This window comes from Bradyrhizobium sp. CIAT3101 (genome assembly GCF_029714945.1).
Lineage (GTDB): Bacteria > Pseudomonadota > Alphaproteobacteria > Rhizobiales > Xanthobacteraceae > Bradyrhizobium.
Genome location: NZ_CP121634.1, coordinates 5,571,629 through 5,593,657, shown reverse-complemented (window position 1 = coordinate 5,593,657; position 22,029 = coordinate 5,571,629). Strand labels below are relative to the sequence as shown.

Genomic DNA, 22,029 nt, shown 5'->3' with positions numbered 1-22,029 from the left:
GCCGTGATCGGCAGTCAACGTCCTGATGAGAACAACCTTGGTCCATGGCAACCTCGCTTGCATGAGGTGCGGACAAAATGAATCAACGTGTTTTTCAATTTCTGGTCGGCCGGTCCGCGTCGTAACGGATCCCTCAAAGGGGATGCGAGCTTAAATCCGACGGCGGAGCGTGAACATTGGAAACTTCGGGGTGCGACGAATGTATCAAGGCAAGTCTGCTGACGGGACTCGCACGATAACGGTGCGCGAGCACCGATCTATCGCGGATCGCGCACCCTTTGATCGTGCTCGTGCGCAGTTCAATTCCAGCGCGATAGCCGATGCCGAACTGCGTCCTCCAAAACGGTGACCCAAGGTGGCCAGCGCACCTTGGGTCCACAACGGGAGCAGGGGGGGCAGTCGCGTCCGCGTCGACTATTTCTGCGGCGGGCCGAGATCCAGCGGCGGCAGGTCGATCTGCGGCACCTCGATCTTGACCTTGTCGAGGTCGACATTGACCGGCTTGTCCAAGAGGCCCGTCACCGTGATCGGGAAAGCGATCACGATCAGCACCATGATCATCTGCAGGCCGATCCAGGGCATCGCGCCCCAATAGATGTCCGAGCTCTTCACTTCCTTCGGCGCCACGCCGCGCAGGTAGAACAGCGCGAAGCCGAACGGCGGATGCAGGAACGAGGTCTGCATGTTGACGCAGAGCATGACGCCGAACCAGATCAGCGCCGGTCCGTCGCCGACGACGGGGCCGAGGATCTTCTGCGCGATCGGCGCGATCATCGGCAGGATGATGAAGGCGATCTCGAAGAAGTCGAGGAAGAACGCCAGGAAGAAGATGAAGAGGTTGATGAAGATCAGGAAGCCCCAGACGCCGCCGGGCAGCGAGGTCAGGAGATGCTCGAGCCAGACGCCGCCGGAGACGCCGAGGAACACCACCGAGAAGCAGGTCGAGCCGATCAGGATGAAGGTGACCATGCAGGTGAGGCGCATGGTGGATTCGTAGCCCTGCTTGATGAGGTCGCGCAGGTCGGGGATGCGGGCGGCCGAGATGCAGATCCAGGCCACCGCCAGATAGGTCAGGGCGAACGCGATCTTGAAGATCAGGTTCTCGGTGAACAGCATCGCGACGATAGTGCCGATGCCGGCGGCGATCACGCCGACGATCAGGATCTTGCGGTCGGTCGAGGTGAAGTCCTTGTGGTGGATCGCAGCGAGCACGATGGCGCCGACTGCGCCCATCGCGCCGGCTTCCGTCGGCGTCGCGAGGCCCATCATCATGGTGCCCAGCACGACGAAGATCAGCACGGCCGAGGGGATGATGCCCATCAGGCACTTCTTCCACAGCGCCCAGCCGGTCAGCGTGCGCGCTTCCAGCGGGACCGGCGGCACGTGCTCCGGCTTGATCAGGCCGAGAATGAAGGTGTAGCCGGCGAACAGCATGATCTGGAACACCGAGGGGCCCCAGGCGCCGAGATACATGTCGCCGACCGACTTGCCGAGCTGGTCGGCGAGCACGATCAGCACCAGCGAGGGCGGCACCAACTGCGTGATGGTGCCGGAGGCCGCCAGCACGCCGGTGATGTAGCGCATGTTGTAGCCGTAGCGGATCATCACCGGCATCGAGATCAGCGCCATGGCGATGACCTGCGCCGCGACCGTGCCGGTGATGGCGCCGAGGATGAAGCCGACGATGATGACGGAATAGCCGAGACCGCCGCGGACCGGGCCGAACAACTGGCCCATCGAATCCAGCATGTCCTCGGCCAGGCCGCATCTTTCCAATATCGCGCCCATGAAGGTGAAGAACGGGATCGCGAGCAGCAGCTCGTTGGAGAGCACACTGCCGAACACGCGGCCGGGGATCGCCTGGAGGAAGTTGAGGTCGAAGAAACCGAGATGGATGGCGAGGAAGCCGAAGGAGAGGCCGACCGCCGCCAGCGTGAACGCGACCGGGAAGCCGAGCAGCATCACCAGAACCAGGCCGCCGAACATCAGCGGCGGCATCATCTCCAGCGTGATCATTGGGTCGGCCTCTCGTACTTGGCGTCGATCGTCACATAGCCCTGGAGAGCCGCGATACGCTTGATGACTTCGGAAACTCCCTGCAATGCCAGCATCACGAAGCCGGCGGGGATCACGAATTTGATGGGCCAGCGGATCAGGCCGCCGGCATTGCCCGACATCTCGCCGACGTCATAGGCCTGCATGAAGAACGGCCAGGACAGGTAGGCGAGCAGGAGGCAGGAGGGGATCAGGAAGAACAGCGTGCCGATCAGGTCGAGCCAGATCTGGCCGCGCTCGGATAGCATCAAGTAGAGGATTTCGACGCGGACATGCTCGTTGCGCTTGAAGGTGTAGGACGCGCCGAACATCACCAGGATCGCGAACATGTACCATTGCAGCTCCAGCCACCCGTTCGACGAGTAGCTGAAGGCGTAGCGGATCATGGCGTTGGCCGCGCTGACCAGGCAGGCGAGAAGCACGAGCAGGTTACAGACGTACCCAATCTTCTCATTGAGGGCGTCGATGGCGTTGCTCACCGCCAGCAATGGACGCATTTTACCTTCTCTCCGTCGCGGCCTAACACTTTGGCAGGAGGCTTCAGCGCGCAAATCTCGGCCCGCGTGCGCAAAGCACGCGATCGCACGGATCACAGTCCGAGAACGATTGCGGCGTCAGTCCTCCCCTCGTGCCTTGCCGTCTTGACCGCGACCGCCAACGGGGCGGGCCGGCTTATTGCTGCCGGGCAAGCAAAGGCGAGGGCACCAAACCAGCGGGCTTGTGCGCCGTCAATCGGAAAATGGACAAATTGACGGCGGGTCAAAAGCTTAAGGCGGCGGCGGGCGATTCTGAAAGGCCTTCATCCGGCCGATCAAGAACCGGAGCAGCTGGCTGGCCGCGTTCGGCAGTTCGCGACCCAGGCGGGTGATGATGTGCGCTTCCGCCGACGCGAGCAGCGCATTTTCGACCGGAATGGCAACGAGCGATCCGTCCTCCAGATCGGCCGCAACCGAGAAGGCCGGAAGCAAGGTCACACCCAGGTCGGAGCGAACGAAATGTCTCAGGATGCTGATCGAGGTCGTGGTCAGCTTGGGTGAGAGCCCGATCTTCTCGGACGTCTCGGCCATCGTGAGCAACTGGCGCGTGCCGTAGCCGGCATGCATGATCCCGAGCGTGTGTTTGGCGATCTCGCGGAGCTTGACCGCGCGGCGGAGCTTCGCGAGCGGATGGTCAGGGCGCGCGATCAGGCAAATCGGCTGGCGGATCGCGGCGCAGGAGCGGATCCGCGGATCCTGGGGCGGGTGATAGACCAGCCCGATGTGGCAGTGATCGTCCGCGATGGCGCGGATGACCTCGCTGGTGCCCGCGAGTTCCAGCGAAATGGTCAGTCGCGGATGGCGGCGCCAGAACTCGCCGAGCGAGCCTCCCATGAGATCGGCGACAAAGCCCTCGCCCAGCACGATGTCAATGTGACCGCGATGCAGGCCCTGGAGCTCCCGCAACCGGGCCAGGGTGTCGTCCCGGTCGACCGTGTGGCGGCGATAGTGCTCGATCAGCAGCTCTCCGGCTTCGGTCGGCCGTACCCCGCGGCTGTGCCGGTCGAGCAGGGCTGCGTCGAGCTCTTGCTCCAGCAGGGCGATCTGGCGGCTCACCACGGACGGGTTCACGCCGAGCGCGTCGGCGGCGGCGCGTACGGCGCCGTAGCGCGCGGCCTCGGCTAGGTAGCGAAGCCGGTTCTCGTCGATTGGATTGATCATGGCCGGGTTACTCCTGCCAAAGTGTTGCCTATGAGGCAACATTAGGCAACCGCGCCGCTGATGCCCGGGCCGGCCCCGGATCCCTATGATTTCACGGCAATCTGAGGCGAGGGACAGGGACATGGCAGTCGTTGGCGTCGTTGGGCTCGGGAATATGGGGCGCGGCATGGCGCTCTCGCTCAAGCGAGCCGGGCATGAGGTGCTCGGGACCGATGCCTCGGCAGCGGCCCGCAGCGCGATCGCAGCGGAGGGCATCGCGGTTTTCGAAGGCGTCGGACCACTCTGCGCCCGCGCGGATCTGCTGGTCCTCTCCTTGCCGACCGCCGAGATCGTCGAAGCCGTCGTGGCCGGCCCGGGCGGCGTCATCGCCCATGCGAGGCCGGGCCTGCGTGTGGTCGACACCTCGACCTCCCATCCCGACACGACCCGCCGGCTCGCCGCTTCTCTTGCCGCGCAGGGCATGGCGATGATCGATGCGCCGGTCAGCGGCGGTCCGAAGGGCGCCATCACCGCGACCATGACCATGGTGATCGGCGGCGCGGATGACGATGTCGCCGCGGTCGAACCGATCCTCAGCGACATGAGCGCCAAGCGGGTCCATGTGGGATCGGTCGGCGCCGGGCACGTCTGCAAGATCATCAACAACCTGCTCTGCGCGGCACATCTGCTGACCGCGGCCGAAGCGATGCGCATCGCGCGCGACGCCGAGGTCGATCCGGCAAGGCTGCTCGAAGGCCTCAATGCCGGCTCCGGCCGATCCGGTGTCACGCTGGTCAATCTGCCGACATGGATCCTGAACGGCGCCTTCGATTCCGGCTTCACCATGGCGCTGATGCGCAAGGATGTCCGCCTGGCCACTCAACTCATCGCCAAGCTCGCGCTCGATCTACCGATCGCGCAGGAAACCGCGCGGATCTGGTCGGAGAGCGCCGGCTCGATCGGCGATGGCGAAGACTTCAACAGGATCGTCGAGCTGCAGCTCGGCAGGATGTGAGCGACACCATGACCCCCTTCATCGACACGCGGCTGCGCGATGCGCTCACCCCGTTCTGGCCTGACTGCGCGGCGATCGGATCTCACGTCGCGGGCCGTATCGCTCTCGGTGCGGGCGCGCTCATCACGATCGACGATCCCGCAACGGGTGCGCCGCTCTATGCCTATCATGATGCCGGCGAGGCCGTGGTCGCCGAGGCGGCCAAAGCGGCCGTCGCGGCACAAGGTGCCTGGACACGGCTGACCGGCGCGGGCCGCGGCCGCGTCATGCAGGCGATCGCGCGCGCAATTCAGGGCAAGGCGGAAGAGCTGGCGCGCCTGGAGTCGCTGTCGGCCGGCAAGCCGATCCGCGATACCCGCGTCGAGGTCGCCAAGGTCGCCGAGATGTTCGAGTACTATGCCGGCTGGGCCGACAAATTCCATGGCGACGTGATCCCGGTGCCGTCGAGCCATCTCAACTACACCAGGCGCGAGCCCGTCGGAATCGTCCTGCAGATCACGCCCTGGAACGCCCCGATCTTCACCTGCGGCTGGCAGGTCGCACCAGCCATCGCGATGGGCAACGGCGTGCTGCTGAAACCTTCGGAGCTGACGCCGCTGACCTCGATGGCGCTTGCGCTTCTCGCCGAGCAGGCGGGGCTTCCGGTCGGTCTCGTCAACGTGCTCGCAGGCTACGGCCACACGACGGGGCAGGCTGCGCTTGGCCAGCCGGCGGTGAAGAAAGTGGTGTTCGTGGGGTCGGTGCCGACGGGCCGGCTGATCGCGGAAGCAGCCGCCAAGCGGCTGCTGCCCTGCGTGCTCGAGCTCGGTGGCAAGTCCGCCAACATCGTGTTCGCCGACGCCGACCTTGCGCGCGCCGCGATCGGTGCCCAGTCGGCGATCTTCGCCGGCGCCGGGCAGAGCTGCGTCGCCGGCTCGCGGCTGCTGGTCGAGCGCTCCGTCTACGATCGCTTCGTCAAGATGGTCGCGGATGGTGCTGCGCGGCTGAAGGTCGGTGCACCCGATGCGGCGGATACCGAGGTCGGGCCGATCAACAACGCCCGGCAATACTCCCGCGTGCTCGCGATGGTGAAGCAGGGCCTGGCAGAAGGTGCGACGCTTGCGACCGGCACCGACGGGAGCACGAAGCAGGGCGGCTTCTTCGTCGCTCCGACCGTGTTGCGCGACGTCAGCAACAGCATGGCGGTCGCGCGCGACGAGATTTTTGGGCCGGTCGTTGCCGCAATCCCGTTCGACACCGAGGAAGACGCGATCGCGCTCGCCAACGACAGCGATTTTGGTCTGGCAGGCGCGGTGTGGACGGGCAATGTCGCGCGCGCGCATCGGGTCGCCGCGCAAGTCAGGGCCGGGACGTTCTGGATCAACTCCTACAAGACGATCAGCGTCGCATCGCCCTTCGGCGGCTTCGGCATGAGCGGCTATGGTCGTTCGAGCGGTGTCGAAACTCTCTTCGAGTACACCCAGGTCAAGAGCGTCTGGGTCGAGACCGCGGCCGAGCCCGCTGTGGGCTTCGGCTATGCACCGGGCGTGCGGGAGTGACGCCTGCAAGACATTCATCTCATCGTGGAACGGGGGCTTCGCATGAGCAACGTCACATCGGCATCGCCAACCGCAATCGATGCAAATCGGTCGGGCCTGCCAAAGGTCTTCGTCGGCGTCTTCGTCACCGTCCTGCTCGCTGAATTGATCGGCGCGGTCGCAGTCCCACTCGGCGGGACCTACAAGGTCGTGCTGTTGCCCTTGCTCTGGGCGCTGCTTCTTGGCGCGGCCTGGGGTCTTGCGAGTCCGCGTCTTCCGGCCGTGGTGCGGTTCGAGCTGGGGACCCAGACGATCGCGGCGGCCGCGCTCCAGCCGGCCTTGCTTCTGTTTGTCGCCAAGCTCGGATTGCTGGTCGGCGGATCGCTGCCGAAAATCCTGACCGCCGGCTGGGCGCTGGTGTTCCAGGAGTTCGGGCATTTTTTCGGCACGATGGTGTTCGGCCTGCCGGTAGCCCTGCTGCTCGGCATCAAGCGAGAAGCGATCGGCGCAACCTTTTCCGTCGGGCGCGAGCCGAGCCTCGCCATCATCGGCGAAAAGTACGGGATGAACAGCGCCGAGGGGCGTGGTGTCCTCGCCGAATACATGACCGGCACGATCTTTGGCGCCGTCTTCATCGCCATCTTCGCGGGTGTCATCACCGGTCTCGGCATCTTCGATCCGCTCGCTCTCGCCATGGGGGCCGGCGTCGGCTCAGGCAGCATGATGGCGGCCGCGTCCGGTGCGATTGCAGCTCAACAGAGCGCTGATCTTGCCAAGGATATCGCTGCCTTCGCCGCGGCGAGCAATCTGATCACGACGACCATTGGCACGTACTTCACGCTGTTTCTGTCGCTGCCTTTCACGGTCTGGGCGTACGGCGTGCTCGAGCCGATCCTTGGTCGCGGCCGCGAGGCCACTTCGGAGGAATTGACGTCGCCGGCCGCCGCCGACGCGACGCTTGCGCATCAACAGACGGCCGACGTGTCGGCGATCGAGCGCTTCTCGATCTGGATCGTGAGCACGCTCATTGCCCTGATCGGCAATTACATCGCCTACAAGACTGTGCCGGACGCGTCGGTTCTCGCCGGCGCCGCGATCATCGTGGCGGCCGTGATGATCGGTCACCTCATCTACCTGCTCACGAAGGGCTGGGTGCCGGCCGTGGTCTGGGTATCCCTTGTCGCGATGGCCCTGACCAATCCTGCCATGCCCTTTGCTGCCGAGATCGCAGCCATGACCGGCAAGATCAACTTTCTCGCGCTCGCGACGCCGCTCCTGGCGTTTGCGGGTCTATCCATCGCCAAGGACATGCCGGCGTTTCGATCGCTCGGCTGGCGGATCGTCGTTGTCTCGCTGATGGCGAATGCGGGTACGTTCCTGGGTGCGACGATCATCGCCCAGTTCTTCATGCACAAGCCGGCCTGATCGTTCCCGGTCGTGCTAGCCGCCGGTCACGCTCATGTGCCTGGAGACGCTGGGGCGGTCGTGGCGGCGGTCGATGATGAAATCGTGGCCCTTGGGCTTCAGCCCGATGGCGCGGTCGATCGCAGCCGCCAGCAGCGTGTCGTCATCAGATGCACGGAGCGGCTTGCGCAGATCCGAGGCATCCTCGTGTCCGAGGCAGGTGTGCAGCGTGCCCGTGCAGGTGACGCGCACCCGGTTGCAGGATTCGCAGAAATTATGAGTCATCGGCGTGATGAAGCCGAGCTTGCCGCCGGTCTCGGCAACGCTGACATAGCGCGCCGGCCCGCCGGTGCTCTCGGCGAGATCCGTCAGCGTGAATTGCTGGGCGAGCCGCGCGCGCACCAGTGACAGCGGCAGATACTGGTCGATGCGGCCTGAACCGATCTCGCCCATCGGCATCACCTCGATCAAGGTCAGCCCCATGTTCTTGCCATGCGCCCAGCGCATCAGATCGGGAAGCTCGTCCTCGTTGAGGTTCTTCAGCGCCACCGCGTTGATCTTCACCGCGAGCCCTGCAGCGCGCGCCGCCTCGATGCCTTCAAGCACCTTGTCGATTTCGCCCCAGCGCGTGATCTCGCGGAATTTCTTGGGATCGAGCGTGTCGAGCGAGACGTTGATGCGGCGGACACCGCAATCGGCAAGCTCCTGCGCATGCTTTGCCAGCTGCGTGCCGTTGGTGGTCAGCGTCAGTTCGCCCAGCGCGCCGCTCGTCAGATGGCGCGACAGCGAGCGTACCAGCGACATCACGTTGCGCCGGACCAGCGGCTCGCCGCCGGTGAGCCGCAGCTTCTTCACGCCCTTGGCGATGAAGGCGGAACAGAGCCGGTCGAGTTCCTCGAGCGTCAGCAGGTCGGCCTTGGGCAGAAACGTCATGTCTTCCGACATGCAATAGAAGCAACGCAGATCGCAGCGATCGGTCACGGAGACGCGCAAATAGGAGATGGTCCGTCCGAACGGATCGGTCATCGCGCTCGACAGCGCGGCGAGGGGGCTCGCTGGAGCGGGAGGGCTCGCGATAGGTCCGTTCATACCAAATGCCTTGTCACTTACGGCGACGGGCGCACCTTTGCTTCAGCGGTGCTTGAGACGCAATCTAAGCATCGGACGCGGCTGAGACAATCGGGTGGTATACGTAGATTAGCGCTTGGATTAGCGCTTGCCCGCGTTCGGATCGGGGAACGCAGAGCCGGCTGCGGGCGCTGCAGCATCGGCCGGCGCCGCGTCGGGTGCGGCTGCGGCCGGTTTCGGCTTCTTCGGCCGGTGCGGCTTCTTCTTCACCGGCTTGGGCGGCACCGCCGGCTGAAGCTCCGCGAACACCGGGTTCGGATCGGTGGTCACCGTCGCGGGCGTGGTGAAATCGCCGGGATTCTTGATCACGTTCACCGGCACGCTGGTCGGCTGGTACTTGTTGAGGACGTAATCGACCGTGAACGGAGCCTCCGGCGCGGGAACCGAGACCGAGCAGGGGGTCTTGCAGCCCGGACCGAGCGAGGTTTTGGCGTCGGCGCCCGGGGGATTGGATTCGAGCCGGACCTGGACGGTCGGCGGCGCCGATTTGAACATGTCCCAAGACATCGAGGAGCAGCCGCCAAGGCTCGCTCCCGCTAGCGCAATCGCGATGACACGACGCATGACCATCCACTTCTACTGCGACGAACCGCCACATAACCCCGCGCGGACCTTATGAGCGTCGCCTGGGGCAAGCAACCGGCGGACTGCGCATAGTTAATAGATGGTTAACGCAGGGTTCCGTGGAATAACGCAGCTATGTCAGGGCCTTGCGCGGAGGCTAGGCCGTCATCAGGCTGTTTGCGGCAGCCGGCAGGTCGCGCATGTGATGGATCAGACGGTCCGGCTTCAGATCGGCGATCGGCACGTCCGTGTAGCCGAAACTGACCCCGATCACTGGCACCCCGGCGCGACGGGCCACGCCGACATCGGTTCCGGCGTCGCCGACCATGATGCTGGCTTTGACCTCACCGCCGGCCCGCGCCACGGTCTCGCGGAAAATGGTCGGATCGGGCTTCTGGACCCCAAAAGTGTCCGCGCCGCAGATCGCCGCGAACCGCCGGCTCAGGTCGAGCTGGTCCAGGAGCCGCTTCGACAGCCATTCCAGCTTGTTGGTGCAGACCGCGAGACGATGGCCCTGGGCCGAGAACAGGTCGAGCGCCTCCAGGAGCCCCTCGAAGGGGCGCGATTCGACCGCGATATTGTCGGCGTAATAGGCGATGAAATCCGCCGTCATCCGGTCCATGTCGGCCGGCGTGACCGTGCGGCCCTCGGCCTCCAGGCCTCGCTCGATCAGCTTGCGGGCGCCGGCGCCGATCATGTTGCGGGCCGAGGCCACCGGCACGGGCGGCAGGCCTTCGCGGTCGAGCACGTAATTCAGCGCGGTGATCAGGTCGGGCGCCGTATCCACAAGCGTGCCGTCGAGATCGAAGACGAGAGTGTAGGGGGAGGTCTTTTGGGAGGAGGTCATGATCCAAGCGCTACCGGCCCGGCCGTACCGGTGCAAGGGGCGGAGCTATAAGATCGGCTTATAGACCTGTTCCCGGACCCTGTTCTCCGGGGAAAAACGAGGCTACATAGGCCCGCCGCAACCGACGAGACCTGCGGCACCCCTGACTTGAGAGGCGGCCCGGACGTGAACATGGACCAGTTGAAGCGGCAGGCTGCGGCGCGCGCGCTGGAAGAGGTGCGTGACGGCATGCAGCTCGGCCTCGGGACCGGTTCGACGGCCAAGCACTTCGTCGAGCTGCTGGGCGAACGCGTCGCCGCCGGCCTCAAGGTGATCGGCGTGCCGACGTCCGAGGCGACGCGTGCCGACGCGGAGCGCTGCGGCGTGAAGCTGACCACGCTCGATGAGATCGACCATCTCGACATGACCGTCGACGGCGCCGACGAGATCGATCCCGAGCTCAATTTGATCAAGGGCGGTGGCGGTGCGCTGCTGCGTGAGAAGATCGTCGCGGCCGCCTCGGATCGCATGATCGTGATTGCCGACGACACCAAATGGGTGCCGATGCTCGGCCGCTTTCCGCTGCCGGTCGAGGTCATCCCGTTCGGGCTCGGCGCGACCCGTCGCGCGATCGAGCAGGCATTTGCGGAATGCGGCGTTTCCGGGCAAATGGCGGTCCGCAAGGCCAAAGGCGGGGTCAAGGATGGCCACGTTTTCGTCACCGATGGCGGACACTGGATCGTCGATGCCGAACTCGGACGTATTGCGGATCCGCCCCGTCTTGCCAAGGCGTTGAGCGCGATCCCCGGCGTGGTCGAGCATGGGTTGTTTATCGGCTTGGCCAGCTCCGCTGTTTTGGCGGGTGGCGAGGGAATTCGCGTGATTGAACGGCGAAAGCCGAAAGGAGACTGGAAATGAAGAGCGCTTTGAAGATCGTGCCCGCTGCGTGCCTCGCCTTCGTGCTGGCACTGGGGGCGGTGCCGGCGGCCGCGCAGCAGCCGGCAGCTCCCACTCCGGGCGCGATTGCGGCGGCGAGGGAGATTTTGACCCTGAAGAACGCCAGCGCGATGTACGCCGGCGCGGTGCCCGGCATGGTCGAGAAGGTCAAGTCCACGCTGATCGGCCAGAACCTCAACTACCAGAAGGATCTCAACGAGCTCGCCCCGGTCATCGCCAAGCAGCTTGCCGGTCGCGAGCAGGAGATCGGCGAGGGCATGGTCGGGGTCTATGCCGGCGAGTTCACCGAGCAGGAGCTGAAGGATCTCGTCACGTTCTACAAATCGCCGCTCGGCCAGAAGCTGATCACCAATGAGCCCAAGGCCATCAGCCTCAGCATGCAGGTCATGAACGATTGGGCGCGGAACTTCTCCGAGGTCGTCGCGAGCGCCTTCCGCGCCGAGATGAAGAAGCGTGGCAAGGACATGTAACAGCACCTATCTGAGAGGGTAGCTGATCAGGAAGCCCCAGAGCCCGTCGCGGTTTGGGTTGAAGAGGTCGGAGTGGACAATGGCTGAATTCGACGTCGACCTCTTTGTCATCGGTGGCGGTTCGGGCGGCGTGCGTGCCGCCCGCATCGCGGCCGGATACGGTGCCCGCGTCATGATCGCGGAAGAGTACCGCATGGGCGGCACCTGCGTGATCCGCGGCTGCGTGCCGAAGAAGCTGTTCGTGATCGGCTCGCATGTCCGTCACGAGCTCGAGGACGCCGCCGGCTTCGGCTGGACCGTTCCGCCCGCGACCTTCGATTGGCCGACGCTGATCGCCAACAAGGACAAGGAAATCGCGCGGCTGGAAGCGGCCTACACGACGAATGTCGAGAAGTCCGGCGCGCAAGTCGTCAAGAGCCGCGCGGTGATCGAGGACCGGCATACGGTTCGACTGCTCGCGGATGACAAGAAGATCACTGCAAAGTACATCCTCATCGCCACCGGCGGCGCGCCCAATCATGGCGCCGCGATTCCCGGCATCGAGCATGTGATCTCGTCCAACGAGGCGTTTCACCTGAAGAAGCTGCCGAGGCGGATCGTGATCCAGGGCGGCGGCTACATCGCGCTGGAGTTCGCCGGCATCTTCGCCGGCTTCGGCTCCGACGTCACCGTGATCTATCGCGGCGACAACATCCTGCGCGGCTTCGACGAGGACGTCCGTGCCCACGTCCGAGCTGAGATGGAGAAGCAGGGCATCACCATCCTCACCGGCTGCACGGTGAACAAGGTCGATCGCCACGGCGAGGAATTCACCACGCATCTGTCGAACGGATCGAGCCTCGCGTCCGACCAGGTGATGTTCGCGATCGGCCGTCATCCATCCGTGGCCAATCTCGGCCTGGAGAAGGCCGGCGTCGCCATCAATCCGAAGAACGGCGGCATCGCGGTCGATCATTTCTCGAAGAGCTCGGTCGACAGCATCTACGCGATCGGCGACGTCACCCATCGCCACAATCTGACCCCGGTCGCGATCCGCGAGGGCCACGCCTTCGCCGATACCGTGTTCGGCAAGCGTACGGTGCAGGTCGATCACTCCTACATCCCGACTGCGGTGTTTTCGCAGCCGGAGGTCGGCACCGTCGGGCTGACCGAAACCGAAGCGCGCGCGCAGTTCAGCCACGTCGACATCTACAAGACGTCGTTCCGTCCGATCAAGGCGACGATGTCCGGCCGCGACACCCGCGTGCTGATGAAGCTCGTCGTCGACGGCTCGACCGACCGCGTGCTCGGCTGCCACATCGTCGGCGATTGCGCCGCCGAGGTGACGCAAGTGGTCGCGATCGCGGTGAAGATGAAAGCGACGAAGGCCGATTTCGACGCGACCATCGCGCTGCATCCGACCGCGGCCGAAGAGCTGGTGACGATGCGCACCCCGACCGCGCGCCACGTGCGCCAGGCGGCGGAGTAGGGCGCGCCCCAAGCGCTTCTCACCGACGGGGAGCCGCGAGCGGCTCCCCGCTGTTTTCACGGCGCTCAGAAATCGAACGTCATACCGGTCGTGACGGCTTCGGCCTTGTTGCCGGCAACGACGTTGTTGTTGGCGTCGCGTCCGCATACCCCGTAGCCATGTCCGCTGACACCGAGGCAATAATGCGCGCCCGGCCCGTTGCGCAGATAGCTACCCACCATGTACCAGCTCACGAACGGGCTGAAGTGGTACTTCACGCCGATGGCGTACTGATCGGCGCTGGAGTCGACTGTGTTGAGCGCGAAGTCGGCAGCGCCTGCGGGCGCGGAGACTGCGACCCCGGGCGTGGGATAGGCGTTCAGGACGCCCGTGCCCGGTGAGCCCGGCGAGGCGTTGGCGTGAGCCCAGGACGCGCTGACGTCCCATTTATCGACCGTCTGGGTCGCGCTCAGGAAGTAGCCGTCGCGCGAACGCTCGTTGAAGGCGGCCACCGTATTCTGACGACGCATGATCTCGTAGATGCCGTAGAGCTGGAGGCTGCCGATCACGTCGTTGAACTTGTAGCCTGCACCGACCTTTGCCGCCCACTCGTTGGCGATACCGACCGAACCCGGCGGCACGGTGAGAACGGTGCCGTTGCTCAGGGGCGTCACCGCCTCGTCGCCGGTGCGGTTGGTGCCCTCGTGCAGCTCGTACGCTGCGACGCCGGTGAAGCCGCCTTGGTTGTAGGTCAGCGAGGCGCTGTAGAGATTGCCGTATGAGCCGTCGGTGCAGCCTTCCGGCGCCGATGTCAGCGGGAAGCCCGAGCCGCTGCCGCGCGATGACGTCGCCGGGCAGTTGAAATCGCCAAGCGCATAGTCGCTGTTGTCCTTTGCGGTGTTCTGTCCCGGCGAGACCATGAGCGTGGCCTGGAAGCCGTTCCAGATCGGCGATTCATACCAGATCGCGTGCGCGGCGCGCCAATCGAACTCGGCGCGGAGATCGCCGCCGGTGTTGCCCATGATCGAGTTGTAGTCGCCGAGCGTGGCCGAGAACGGATCGAACTTTGCCGTCGCCTTCTTGTAGGGCGTGTCTGCCTTGCCGGCCTTGATCGTACCCCACGGGCTCTCCATGCCGAGGAAGCTGTCGCGCGTGCCGAACGCCGCGCGCTCGGTCGGTACGGCTGCGACCTCGACGAGGGACTCGAACTGCGCGACGGCCGCCCATCCGGGATAGCCATAGGGGTCGAGATTGTGCCGCGCGCGAACGCCGAAATAGGTGAGGTTGCTGGAGACGCCGAACTTCGTGCCTTGGTCGTAGACGCCGGGATTGAAGACGTCACCCGAGAGATCGACATGGCCGTAGAGCGTCACGGTGGTGTTGTCGATGAATGGATTGGCGCCGGGCGCCTTGCTGTAGAGCGGAGCGCCACCGATGCTGACAACGGTGTGCTCGGGCGCAGGAGCCGGTGAGGGCGCGACCGCCGCGTGCAGAACCGGATTGCCCTTCGGCGAGGCCGGGGCAACGGCAGTCACTGCGGCCTTCTCGCCCATATGATTGACGCGTTCACGTAGCTGCGCGTTCTCCTTCGCGAGCTTCGTGTTGCTGCGCTCGAGCGCGTCGAGGCGCGCAATGACATCATCTATAGTTGCTGCTTTGATTGAATGTATACTTGTGGTTGCGCAAAGGGCCGCAAAGCCTGTGCCGAGCAGAAAGGCCTTCTTCATTGGTTTCCCCTCTATCGCCGCAGGCTCTCAATGGGCCCGGGATAAAGTAGAAGGTAATGTATACCAGATACGGCATACAATACGCCTGGTGTGATGCTACTCACTTTCTGGGCTGAGTGTGTCCAAGCAGCAACTATTCCCAGCAAAGCGTGTCGCGCGGCGATCTGCCGCATTGCGTCGCACCCAGCCTGTTCCAGTGGAAAAAGCGAACGGCGTCCGAGGCTTGCTTCAATGGCCCCACGGCGGTTGGCCGCGCCCAAGACGCTCGGCGATATCGGTCTGAAACACCGGCGGTCCGAACGCGAACCACTCGTCGGCGACCTGGTAGACGAGCAGCCGTCTGTTCTCGGCGCAAAACCGCGTCAGCCAGTCCAGTGCCTTCTTCTTCGGCCGCTCACCGACCGGCACCACGACGTCGACCGGCAGGCCGCGCCAGAAGAAGTTGGCGGCCAGCATGATCATGCTGGATTGATCCGGCCGCATCCAATCCGGCAACGGGCTCGACGCGACCAGCCAGCCGCAGACGAATTCGCGGCACGGATGCTGCGGGCGTTCGGGATAGATCGAACATCGATGTGCGACGCTGAATGGGCATGGTTGCCCCCTGTGCACCTTGTGCCCGCGCACCTCGATCTGCAGCCAGCCATCGCAGCAGGCGCTGCAGCTTCCGCAGGTTCTGGTGATCTCGGGGCTCACGGGCGAAGCTGGTGCTCCAGGCGCATCTCGATCGCCTATGAACTACCAGCACCATTTGCGGACGGGCAAGATCTTCAGTGCACAAGATCTTCAGGGGACACGACCTGCGGCGGACGAGGCCGGGTTGGTTGGCGGCGGGCCTCGCGACTAGACGTACAAATATCCGACCGGCCTGCCTTCGGTGCGCAGCGGACGAATGTCCTTCTGCGTGATGATCTGGCTGGCCAAACCGTCGATCTCGTCGCGCTGTGTCGGTGTCCAGCTGCGAAGATCGTTCATGCCCTTGAGCAGGCCGAGCCGGAGCACCTGCGTGTTCTCACCAACGCCAGCGAGGCTGATCGAGCCCTTGCCCGCCGTCACGACATCGCCGGCTGCGAGTTCAAAGCTTTCGCCGGACTTCTTCTTGAACTCGGCCGTGCCGCGAATGACGCGGTAGATCACGACCTCGCCCTTGCCAAGGCAGTCGGCGTCGGCGGCGATCGAGGCGCTCTTCGGCAGCAGCGAGTGGCCAGGCGGATCGGTCGCGATGATGTGGCCGGTGACGAGATGGCCGCTTGGAATCTCGATCCCGATATCGCGGACGTAGACCGGCAGCGCCGATTTGACGGGGCCGTCGACGAGCGGCCTGAACAGCGCATCCAGTGCCAGCGGATCCTGAAGCCAGAAGCCGGCATCGGCCGGACGATCGTGCAGCGAATGGCTCCACGCCACGCGCGGCGTCTCGGCTTCGTTGATCTGGTCCGGGCCGACGATGGTCGGATTCGGAAAGGTGGTGGGATCGGTGATGAAGGCTTCGAGGAATTTGCCGGAATAGCCCATCGAGATCGGATCCGGCACCACCGTCTGCGGCGTCTTCAAGTTCTCGTCGGTCGACAGCCCCGACCACGTGTAGAACAGCTGGCGATGCACGATCGCGCTTTGCAGCATCACGGCACCGGGGCCGACATTATAGAAGCGTCCGTCATAGTCGAAGGTGAAGGCGCCCGAGGTCACCAACACGAGCTGAAAGCCGCCCGGCGGCAGGTGCAGATGGAAATCGGTGGGGCCGGTGTCGGGCCGATAGATCGGCAGGTTGGTCGCGACTTCGTGCAGCAGGAAGGTTTCGTTGTTGGCGTGAAAGCCTTCGTTGGCGCGGTTGTAGAGCGCTTGCGGACGATAGGTCGCTTCGAACTTCGCATTTTTGTCGCGATCGATCGCGACGAAATCCTGGGTGTTGAGGCGGAGCGGCGCGCCGTTCGGATGGGTGAGGCCGGTGGTTTTGAGATCGCCCGCAGCATGCACGTTCATGACGTTCTCCGCTCTGCGTCATTGCCAGCTTGCAATGTCATTGCGAATTTTGGGCCAGTTGGTTTGCGGAGCAGCAAACGGGCCCGGCGCTGTGGCGCGGCGAGCAAAAATCCGGTGGCTGCGCCGCGGGTTAGATCGTCCGCTCGCTCCGAGCACGCGACGCCGCGCCGAGGCCGGCGATTGCGAGACGGCAACGTTTTTTGTCTAATTTGTCGGCAAGCCTCGTCAGCGCGCGTGCACGCGGCGATTGACAATATGTTCATGTTTTGTTCTTATGCTGCGACCGAGATGGAGGCAGCCATGGACAACCGCATCAACGACATCCGCAGAACGATCAGGGCGCTCCGCGTCAGCATGCGCGAAGCCGAAGCGATCATGCATGAACAGATCAACCGCGACGAGGACTGCAGTTTCGTCGCGCAGGAAGTCATCAAGATGCGCTCGGTCATGAGCGAACTGGTGAAGGAGCGGACCGCGCTCGGCGACAACGAGCCGATCGTCGTGAGCAGCTTCTTCATCCCGCGGCGAAGGCCGACGCGAAAGCCGGCCGCTGCTGCTGCCCCGACCATCGCGTCGGTGTTCCGTCCACGCCTGGTGGCGAGGGTTTGACGGCGAGGGGGCTCAATCAAAGGAGTGAGGCGCGGCCCGATCCGGTTTGCCGGCCGGGCTGTCCGCCCACTTCGCCATCTCCATGGTCCGGGCGTCGACGCCCTCGCACCAGAAGCAGCTCGGCGTTGTCAGGCCCTTCGCGGACAGGATCGGGACCAGGCTGTGGCCGCAACCGGCGCACCAGGTGATGTCAGTCATTCATTCCCCTACGGCGTAGCAAGTTCGGAAAGAGATCTTGTCGTTGGCGAAGCTTGTGCGGGCGCTATGACGGTGCTGGAGCGCGCTGTCCGGTGTCGGTGCGCGTCTCCGATATCGTCGATGCCGCAATCCATCGCGACGCGGCGGTGATGTCGTCGCCATTTTCGCGATAGGCGCGCAGCTGGAATTCAGCCGAGCTTCCGCGCGCCACGATGGTGCGGCAGTGCTCGACCTCGGCGCTGCATTCCAGCGCGGCGGCATCCTCGGTGATGTCGTTGATGATTCGTGCAAGCCACTCCGAGATCGTCACCGGCCCGTCTTGTGACGCAAAGATGCAGTCGGTGCCGTAGCGCTGGGCGCGCCATTTGTTCTCGACCGCAACCGCGCGCTCGACCGCGGTCACTTGCTTCGACAGATGCGGCCTCAGATAGAGGTGCCGCGTCAGGCAGCGATACAGCGAGGCGACGGCAATGGCGTCGTCGACGAAGGTGCAGGTGTCGGGCGCGCGAAGCTCCAGCGTCGGGTGCTTCATGGAGGGGCGCATCGCCCACCAGATATGGCTCTCATCGGGGATCACGCCGGAACGCTGCAGCGCGCCGACATAATCGTCGTAATCGCGCCTGCTCTCGAACAGCTCGGGCAGACCGGTGCGCGGAAGCTCCGAATAGGCGGCGAGCCGATAGCCCTTCAATCCCGTCTTGTGCGAATTCCAGAACGGCGAGGACGCCGACAGTGCGATGAACAGCGGCAGATGCGGCAGCATCGCCCGCATCACCGCCATCCGCTTCTCCGGATCGGGCAGTTGCACATGCACATGCATGCCGCACATCATGTTGCGGTGGCCGATGCTGCGCAGATCCTCGATCATCTCCTCGTAGCGCGGCTTCGGGCTCGGCTGCGACATGCGCCAGATCGCGGTCGGATGCGTGCCGCAGGCCATGATGACAAAGCCGTATTGCGCGGCGACGTTGGCGACCTCGCGGCGTAGGAACCTCAGCTCTTCCCGCGCGTCATTGACATCGACATGGACGTTGGTGGCGACCTCGAGCTGGGATTGCAGCATCTCGCGCATGGCCTGGCCGCCGGTCGACCAGTTCGCCGATTCGAACAGCTCGTTGGGCGTCTGGATCGCGACCTCGAGGGTGCGGCGATCGGCGAGGAAATATTCCTCTTCGATGCCGAAGGAATATTCGGCCGTCTTGCCGCGCCCGCCGGCAGAACGGATCACGAGATGCTGCTTGTCGTCGGAAGTATCCAGTCGCAGCAGTTTCAAAACGTCTGAAGCAAATGTCATGGGCCACCCGGCAGTGGTATTACCTGCCGGCGATAATCCTCCTGGCCGGGGCGGGTTCCGCCTCGGCCCCACCGGAAATTGCAAGCTCGAACGGAACAATTTTCACGTGGTCTGACGCGCGCGCGATCAGCGCGTGGTTCGGCGGCACCTCGGTCCAGTCGGTTTCCTTGTCGAACGGCTCGGATACGACGACGACCTGGCCGTCGCCGGCCTCGCGATAATAGAGCGTGTTGGCGGCGTCGTTGACGGCGACGCGAAACGCGTAGAGATCGCGTCCGTTGGCGATCGCGCTGGTGAAGCGCAGCCGTTCGCGCAACTGGCCTTCGTTGACGAGACCGACGAGCGATTGCAGCACGGCGCGCGTTGCGCCGAGCGGATCGGCGTCGAGACCGGCACCCATCATGGCGAGGAACACGGCCTCCGAGTCGGTCGTTCCCAGCCGCGACGGATAATAGGCATCGGGGATCAGCGCCTCGACCTTGCGTCGCAGCCGGTTCCAGCTGCCGACAAAACCGTTGTGCATGAACATCCATTGGCCGCAGGCAAAGGGATGGCAGTTCTGCCGCGTCACCGCGGTGCCGGTGGCGGCGCGCACATGGGCAAAGAACAGATGCGAGCGCAGATGGCGGCAGAGGTAGCGCAGATTCTCATCCGACCAGGCCGGCCGCGTCTCGCGATAAAGGCCGGGCTCGGGATGCTCGCCATACCATCCGAGACCAAAGCCGTCGCCATTCGATCCTGCCGTCGACTGCAGCGAGCGAATGCTCTGCGCGATCAGCGAATGCTCGGGCTCGGTGACGTAAGGTTCGAACGAGGTCGTCTCGCCCCGATATGCGATCCAGCGGCACATGCGGATTCCTGTCAGGCGGAAGATGGTGTGCTGAGATGCATCAACACGCCTGACGGGACGATGGTTCCCGGCCATGCATGCCGGGAACAGTCGCCTAGGTCGGCAGCGGGATCAGCGGCGCGACCTCGCGGTCACCATGGTTCTCGCTCGCCGCAAGACCCTGCGCGACGCCGACGCGATCGGCCTCGGGCCGGTTCTGGCTCATCTTGCGCTTGCCTTCGAACCGCACCACGGGGATGCGCACGCCGACGATTCCGCGCAGCTGCGCGGCAATGAAGTCCGCGGGGGCATCACTGACCGCCCACGGCTTTGCACGCGCGCCTTCGTGCTTTCTGGTCAACCGCGTCACGACCTCGAGCAGGCGCTCAGGGTCCTGGAAGAATTCCACCGGGCCATAGGCATGCACGGCGATGTAATTCCAGGTCGGCACGACCTTTTCGGTTTCCTGCTTGGTGGCGTACCAGGACGGCGTCACATAGGCGTCGGGACCCGAGAAGATCGCGAGCGCATCGCCGATCGGCGCCAGCTTCCATTGCGGGTTGGCCTTCGCCACATGCCCGTACAGCACGCCATGCTCGCCCTCGCTCTCATCGAGGAAGAGCGGCAAGGGGGTTGCGACCGGACCTTCGGCGGTGGCGGTGACGAGGCTGGCGAGGCGGGCGGCGCGGATGGTTGCGCGGATGCTCTCGATGTCGTCGTCCCTGAAGGCGGGGGGAATGTACATGGGGTGTCTCCGTTCTTGACCCGGAGATAGCCGCAATCTGGACTATAAGAAACTGCCAGTTTTATGCAATTTGATCAGTCCAGTTCAGCGACCGCCTGTGCCAGCAGCTTGCAGCCCCGCTCGATCTGCGCCGTTTCCAGCGCCGAATAGCCCATGACGAGGCCGACCGACTTCCGCGCTCGGGGGCCGGCGAACAGCGCGGAGACGGGATAGATGCCGACGCCCCTGGCACGGGCGGCCTCGATCAGCGCGCCCTCATGCTTTTGCGGCAGGCTGTCGAACCACGCCACCACGTGCAGGCCGGCGGCCGCGCCCTCGATCGTGACACGATCGCCGAAGCGGCGGTGAAGGGCGGCAAGCAGCGCCTGCTGCCGCTCGGCGTTGCGCCGGCGTGCGCGCCTGACGTGACTGTCATAGGCGCCGCTCTCCAGCATCGCCGCAAGCGCCTCCTGCTCGATCAGCGGCGTGTGCCGGTCCATGATCTGCTTGGCGGCGGCGAACAGGGATCGCAAGCCCGGCGGCACCACAAGATAGCCGATCCGCAAGGTCGGTGAGAGCGTCTTGGAGACGGTACCGAGATAGATCACGTTGTCGCGGCCTTCCAGCGCATGCAGCGGCGGGATCGGCTTGGTGTCGTAGCGATACTCGCTGTCGTAATCGTCCTCGATCACGTAAGCGTCGTTCGCTCTCGCCCAGGCGAGCAATTGGTGCCGGCGTCCGATCGGCATCACGCCGCCGAGCGGGTATTGATGCGACGGCGTCACATAGGCGAGGCGGGCGGCGATGCCGTCGAGCCGCACGGTCTGGAGGCCCTCGGCATCGACCGTGACCGGCATCGCGACGGCGCCCGTCGCAGCAAATGTGTGCCGTGCCATCTGGTAGCCCGGATCCTCCATGATGAAGCGGTCGCCGGCATCGAGCAGCAGCCGCGCGCAGATATCGAGGCCCTGCTGCGAGCCGTTGACGACGACGATCTGGTCGACCTCGCAGCGGATGCTGCGCGATCGCCAGAGATAGCCCTGAAGCGCGGTCCGCAGCCGCAGTGACCCGCAGGGGTCGTCATAGGCGAGCCGCTCGGGCTTGCGCGCCATTGCAGCCGTCACGGCTTTCTTCCATGCGAGCACCGGGAAGTCCGACGGCGACAGCTCGCCATAGCGGAAGTTGGCGACGAGCCCGCGTGGCGGCTCGTTCCAGCGCGGCGGGTCCTGGCGCAATCGCTCGCCGAATGCGGACAGCCGCACCTTGCGCGTCGATGGCCGAGACGTCGCGCGGGCGCGTCCACGCTCCACCACGGCGCGCGCGACGCGCGGCCGGGCGCCAGGACGCGTCTCGATAAATCCTTCCGCCGTGAGCTGCTCATAGGCGATCGTGACGGTCGAGCGGGCCACGCCCATCTCACTGGCCAGCGCCCGCGACGACGGCAACAGGCCGTCAGTGCCGTAGACCAGCGACATGATCTGATCGCGCAAGGCCTCGTAGATCTGGCGAGCGCCCATGCGGCCGGCGCGGCGGTCGGGATTGGTTCTCTTCTGCATCATCCACATTCCAGGCCGGCACTTGCTACGGACCGGCGAGCTTGGAATGT

General features: G+C 64.8%; 21 protein-coding genes. 7 read left to right on the top strand and 14 right to left on the bottom strand.

The window, feature by feature from the left end:
* Positions 1-414 precede the first annotated feature (414 nt).
* The 3 genes from QA645_RS26615 to QA645_RS26605 form a co-directional block, all read right to left on the bottom strand.
* Positions 415-2,016: a TRAP transporter large permease subunit gene (locus tag QA645_RS26615; RefSeq protein ID WP_283044492.1), complete on the bottom strand. Its 1,602-nt coding sequence runs from the start codon at positions 2,014-2,016 to the stop codon at positions 415-417.
* Complete coding sequence (locus QA645_RS26610) at positions 2,013-2,552, bottom strand: TRAP transporter small permease subunit (protein WP_283044491.1); 540 nt, start codon at positions 2,550-2,552, stop codon at positions 2,013-2,015. The genes QA645_RS26615 and QA645_RS26610 overlap by 4 nt, the downstream gene beginning before the upstream one ends.
* Positions 2,553-2,822: 270 nt before the next feature.
* On the bottom strand, positions 2,823-3,752 hold the full coding sequence (locus QA645_RS26605) for a LysR family transcriptional regulator (RefSeq protein WP_254193107.1): 930 nt from the start codon (positions 3,750-3,752) through the stop codon (positions 2,823-2,825).
* A 121-nt stretch (positions 3,753-3,873) separates the two neighbouring features.
* Here QA645_RS26605 and QA645_RS26600 point away from each other — a divergent pair, with 121 nt between their 5' ends.
* From QA645_RS26600 to QA645_RS26590, 3 genes are read left to right on the top strand one after another with little or no spacing between them, the layout of a single operon-like run.
* Positions 3,874-4,746 carry an NAD(P)-dependent oxidoreductase gene (locus tag QA645_RS26600; RefSeq protein ID WP_283044490.1) on the top strand — a complete coding sequence of 291 codons (873 nt, stop codon included), beginning with the start codon at positions 3,874-3,876 and terminating at the stop codon, positions 4,744-4,746.
* A gap of 8 nt (positions 4,747-4,754) precedes the next feature.
* Positions 4,755-6,284, top strand: coding sequence for an aldehyde dehydrogenase family protein (locus tag QA645_RS26595; RefSeq protein WP_283044489.1), 1,530 nt, complete (start codon positions 4,755-4,757; stop codon positions 6,282-6,284).
* A 42-nt stretch (positions 6,285-6,326) separates the two neighbouring features.
* Positions 6,327-7,688 carry a DUF3100 domain-containing protein gene (locus tag QA645_RS26590; protein ID WP_283044488.1) on the top strand — a complete coding sequence of 454 codons (1,362 nt, stop codon included), beginning with the start codon at positions 6,327-6,329 and terminating at the stop codon, positions 7,686-7,688.
* 15 nt (positions 7,689-7,703) lie between these two features.
* On the opposite strand, the gene moaA is transcribed toward QA645_RS26590, so the two are convergent.
* The 3 genes from moaA to QA645_RS26575 form a co-directional block, all read right to left on the bottom strand.
* Complete coding sequence (moaA, locus tag QA645_RS26585) at positions 7,704-8,756, bottom strand: GTP 3',8-cyclase MoaA (protein ID WP_283044487.1); 1,053 nt, start codon at positions 8,754-8,756, stop codon at positions 7,704-7,706.
* Positions 8,757-8,876: 120 nt separating this feature from the next.
* Positions 8,877-9,359: a hypothetical protein gene (locus QA645_RS26580; protein ID WP_254193112.1), complete on the bottom strand. Its 483-nt coding sequence runs from the start codon at positions 9,357-9,359 to the stop codon at positions 8,877-8,879.
* A gap of 157 nt (positions 9,360-9,516) precedes the next feature.
* Positions 9,517-10,206 carry an HAD family hydrolase gene (locus QA645_RS26575; RefSeq protein WP_254130646.1) on the bottom strand — a complete coding sequence of 230 codons (690 nt, stop codon included), beginning with the start codon at positions 10,204-10,206 and terminating at the stop codon, positions 9,517-9,519.
* Positions 10,207-10,371: 165 nt separating this feature from the next.
* Here QA645_RS26575 and rpiA point away from each other — a divergent pair, with 165 nt between their 5' ends.
* From rpiA to gor, 3 genes are all read left to right on the top strand, one after another.
* Positions 10,372-11,103, top strand: coding sequence for a ribose-5-phosphate isomerase RpiA (rpiA, locus tag QA645_RS26570; RefSeq protein ID WP_283044486.1), 732 nt, complete (start codon positions 10,372-10,374; stop codon positions 11,101-11,103).
* A complete protein-coding gene (locus tag QA645_RS26565; RefSeq protein ID WP_254130648.1) occupies positions 11,100-11,612 on the top strand; it encodes a DUF2059 domain-containing protein in 513 nt (170 codons plus the stop codon). Before rpiA ends, QA645_RS26565 begins: the two co-directional genes overlap by 4 nt.
* 79 nt (positions 11,613-11,691) lie before the next feature.
* Positions 11,692-13,080, top strand: a complete 1,389-nt coding sequence (gor, locus tag QA645_RS26560) for a glutathione-disulfide reductase (RefSeq protein ID WP_283044485.1) — start codon at positions 11,692-11,694, stop codon at positions 13,078-13,080.
* Positions 13,081-13,145: 65 nt separating this feature from the next.
* Here gor and QA645_RS26555 read toward each other — a convergent pair whose 3' ends face one another.
* The 3 genes from QA645_RS26555 to QA645_RS26545 all read right to left on the bottom strand — a co-directional run bounded on the left by QA645_RS26555 (position 13,146) and on the right by QA645_RS26545 (position 16,769).
* Positions 13,146-14,786 (bottom strand): porin, encoded by a 1,641-nt coding sequence (locus tag QA645_RS26555; protein ID WP_283044484.1) that lies wholly within the window; start codon positions 14,784-14,786, stop codon positions 13,146-13,148.
* Positions 14,787-15,014: 228 nt separating this feature from the next.
* Positions 15,015-15,248: a hypothetical protein gene (locus QA645_RS26550; RefSeq protein WP_283044483.1), complete on the bottom strand. Its 234-nt coding sequence runs from the start codon at positions 15,246-15,248 to the stop codon at positions 15,015-15,017.
* 381 nt (positions 15,249-15,629) lie between these two features.
* Complete coding sequence (locus QA645_RS26545) at positions 15,630-16,769, bottom strand: hypothetical protein (RefSeq protein WP_283044482.1); 1,140 nt, start codon at positions 16,767-16,769, stop codon at positions 15,630-15,632.
* Positions 16,770-17,069: 300 nt separating this feature from the next.
* Between QA645_RS26545 and QA645_RS26540 the strand changes: the two genes are divergently transcribed.
* Positions 17,070-17,378 (top strand): hypothetical protein, encoded by a 309-nt coding sequence (locus QA645_RS26540; protein WP_283044481.1) that lies wholly within the window; start codon positions 17,070-17,072, stop codon positions 17,376-17,378.
* Positions 17,379-17,390: 12 nt separating this feature from the next.
* Here the strand turns inward: QA645_RS26540 and QA645_RS26535 are convergent, their stop codons facing one another.
* The 5 genes from QA645_RS26535 to QA645_RS26515 form a co-directional block, all read right to left on the bottom strand.
* The gene (locus tag QA645_RS26535; protein ID WP_254130654.1) at positions 17,391-17,576 is read right to left on the bottom strand and encodes a hypothetical protein; all 186 of its coding nucleotides are present in this window, start codon (positions 17,574-17,576) and stop codon (positions 17,391-17,393) included.
* Between the two features lie 64 nt (positions 17,577-17,640).
* On the bottom strand, positions 17,641-18,870 hold the full coding sequence (locus tag QA645_RS26530) for a carboxylate-amine ligase (protein WP_283044480.1): 1,230 nt from the start codon (positions 18,868-18,870) through the stop codon (positions 17,641-17,643).
* A 19-nt stretch (positions 18,871-18,889) separates the two neighbouring features.
* Entirely contained in the window at positions 18,890-19,720 is an 831-nt protein-coding gene (locus QA645_RS26525; RefSeq protein ID WP_283044479.1) for a class II glutamine amidotransferase, read from the bottom strand.
* A gap of 94 nt (positions 19,721-19,814) precedes the next feature.
* Positions 19,815-20,444 (bottom strand): FMN-binding negative transcriptional regulator, encoded by a 630-nt coding sequence (locus QA645_RS26520; RefSeq protein ID WP_283044478.1) that lies wholly within the window; start codon positions 20,442-20,444, stop codon positions 19,815-19,817.
* 74 nt (positions 20,445-20,518) lie between these two features.
* Positions 20,519-21,982, bottom strand: a complete 1,464-nt coding sequence (locus QA645_RS26515; protein WP_283044477.1) for a PLP-dependent aminotransferase family protein — start codon at positions 21,980-21,982, stop codon at positions 20,519-20,521.
* Positions 21,983-22,029: the final 47 nt, after the last annotated feature.

Bases quoted from the DNA above. Each gene is read 5' to 3' on its own strand.
- QA645_RS26565 (WP_254130648.1), top strand. From the start codon at position 11,100: ATGAAGAGCGCTTTGAAGATCGTGCCCGCTGCGTGCCTCGCCTTCGTG.
- QA645_RS26580 (WP_254193112.1), bottom strand. From the start codon at position 9,359: ATGCGTCGTGTCATCGCGATTGCGCTAGCGGGAGCGAGCCTTGGCGGC.
- QA645_RS26545 (WP_283044482.1), bottom strand. From the start codon at position 16,769: ATGAACGTGCATGCTGCGGGCGATCTCAAAACCACCGGCCTCACCCAT.
- QA645_RS26575 (WP_254130646.1), bottom strand. From the start codon at position 10,206: ATGACCTCCTCCCAAAAGACCTCCCCCTACACTCTCGTCTTCGATCTC.
- QA645_RS26595 (WP_283044489.1), top strand. From the start codon at position 4,755: ATGACCCCCTTCATCGACACGCGGCTGCGCGATGCGCTCACCCCGTTC.
- QA645_RS26535 (WP_254130654.1), bottom strand. From the start codon at position 17,576: ATGACTGACATCACCTGGTGCGCCGGTTGCGGCCACAGCCTGGTCCCG.
- gor (WP_283044485.1), top strand. From the start codon at position 11,692: ATGGCTGAATTCGACGTCGACCTCTTTGTCATCGGTGGCGGTTCGGGC.
- QA645_RS26520 (WP_283044478.1), bottom strand. From the start codon at position 20,444: ATGTACATTCCCCCCGCCTTCAGGGACGACGACATCGAGAGCATCCGC.
- moaA (WP_283044487.1), bottom strand. From the start codon at position 8,756: ATGAACGGACCTATCGCGAGCCCTCCCGCTCCAGCGAGCCCCCTCGCC.
- QA645_RS26605 (WP_254193107.1), bottom strand. From the start codon at position 3,752: ATGATCAATCCAATCGACGAGAACCGGCTTCGCTACCTAGCCGAGGCC.
- QA645_RS26515 (WP_283044477.1), bottom strand. From the start codon at position 21,982: ATGATGCAGAAGAGAACCAATCCCGACCGCCGCGCCGGCCGCATGGGC.
- QA645_RS26525 (WP_283044479.1), bottom strand. From the start codon at position 19,720: ATGTGCCGCTGGATCGCATATCGGGGCGAGACGACCTCGTTCGAACCT.
- QA645_RS26555 (WP_283044484.1), bottom strand. From the start codon at position 14,786: ATGAAGAAGGCCTTTCTGCTCGGCACAGGCTTTGCGGCCCTTTGCGCA.
- QA645_RS26610 (WP_283044491.1), bottom strand. From the start codon at position 2,552: ATGCGTCCATTGCTGGCGGTGAGCAACGCCATCGACGCCCTCAATGAG.
- QA645_RS26530 (WP_283044480.1), bottom strand. From the start codon at position 18,870: ATGACATTTGCTTCAGACGTTTTGAAACTGCTGCGACTGGATACTTCC.
- QA645_RS26550 (WP_283044483.1), bottom strand. From the start codon at position 15,248: ATGATCATGCTGGCCGCCAACTTCTTCTGGCGCGGCCTGCCGGTCGAC.
- QA645_RS26600 (WP_283044490.1), top strand. From the start codon at position 3,874: ATGGCAGTCGTTGGCGTCGTTGGGCTCGGGAATATGGGGCGCGGCATG.
- QA645_RS26540 (WP_283044481.1), top strand. From the start codon at position 17,070: ATGGACAACCGCATCAACGACATCCGCAGAACGATCAGGGCGCTCCGC.
- QA645_RS26615 (WP_283044492.1), bottom strand. From the start codon at position 2,016: ATGATCACGCTGGAGATGATGCCGCCGCTGATGTTCGGCGGCCTGGTT.
- QA645_RS26590 (WP_283044488.1), top strand. From the start codon at position 6,327: ATGAGCAACGTCACATCGGCATCGCCAACCGCAATCGATGCAAATCGG.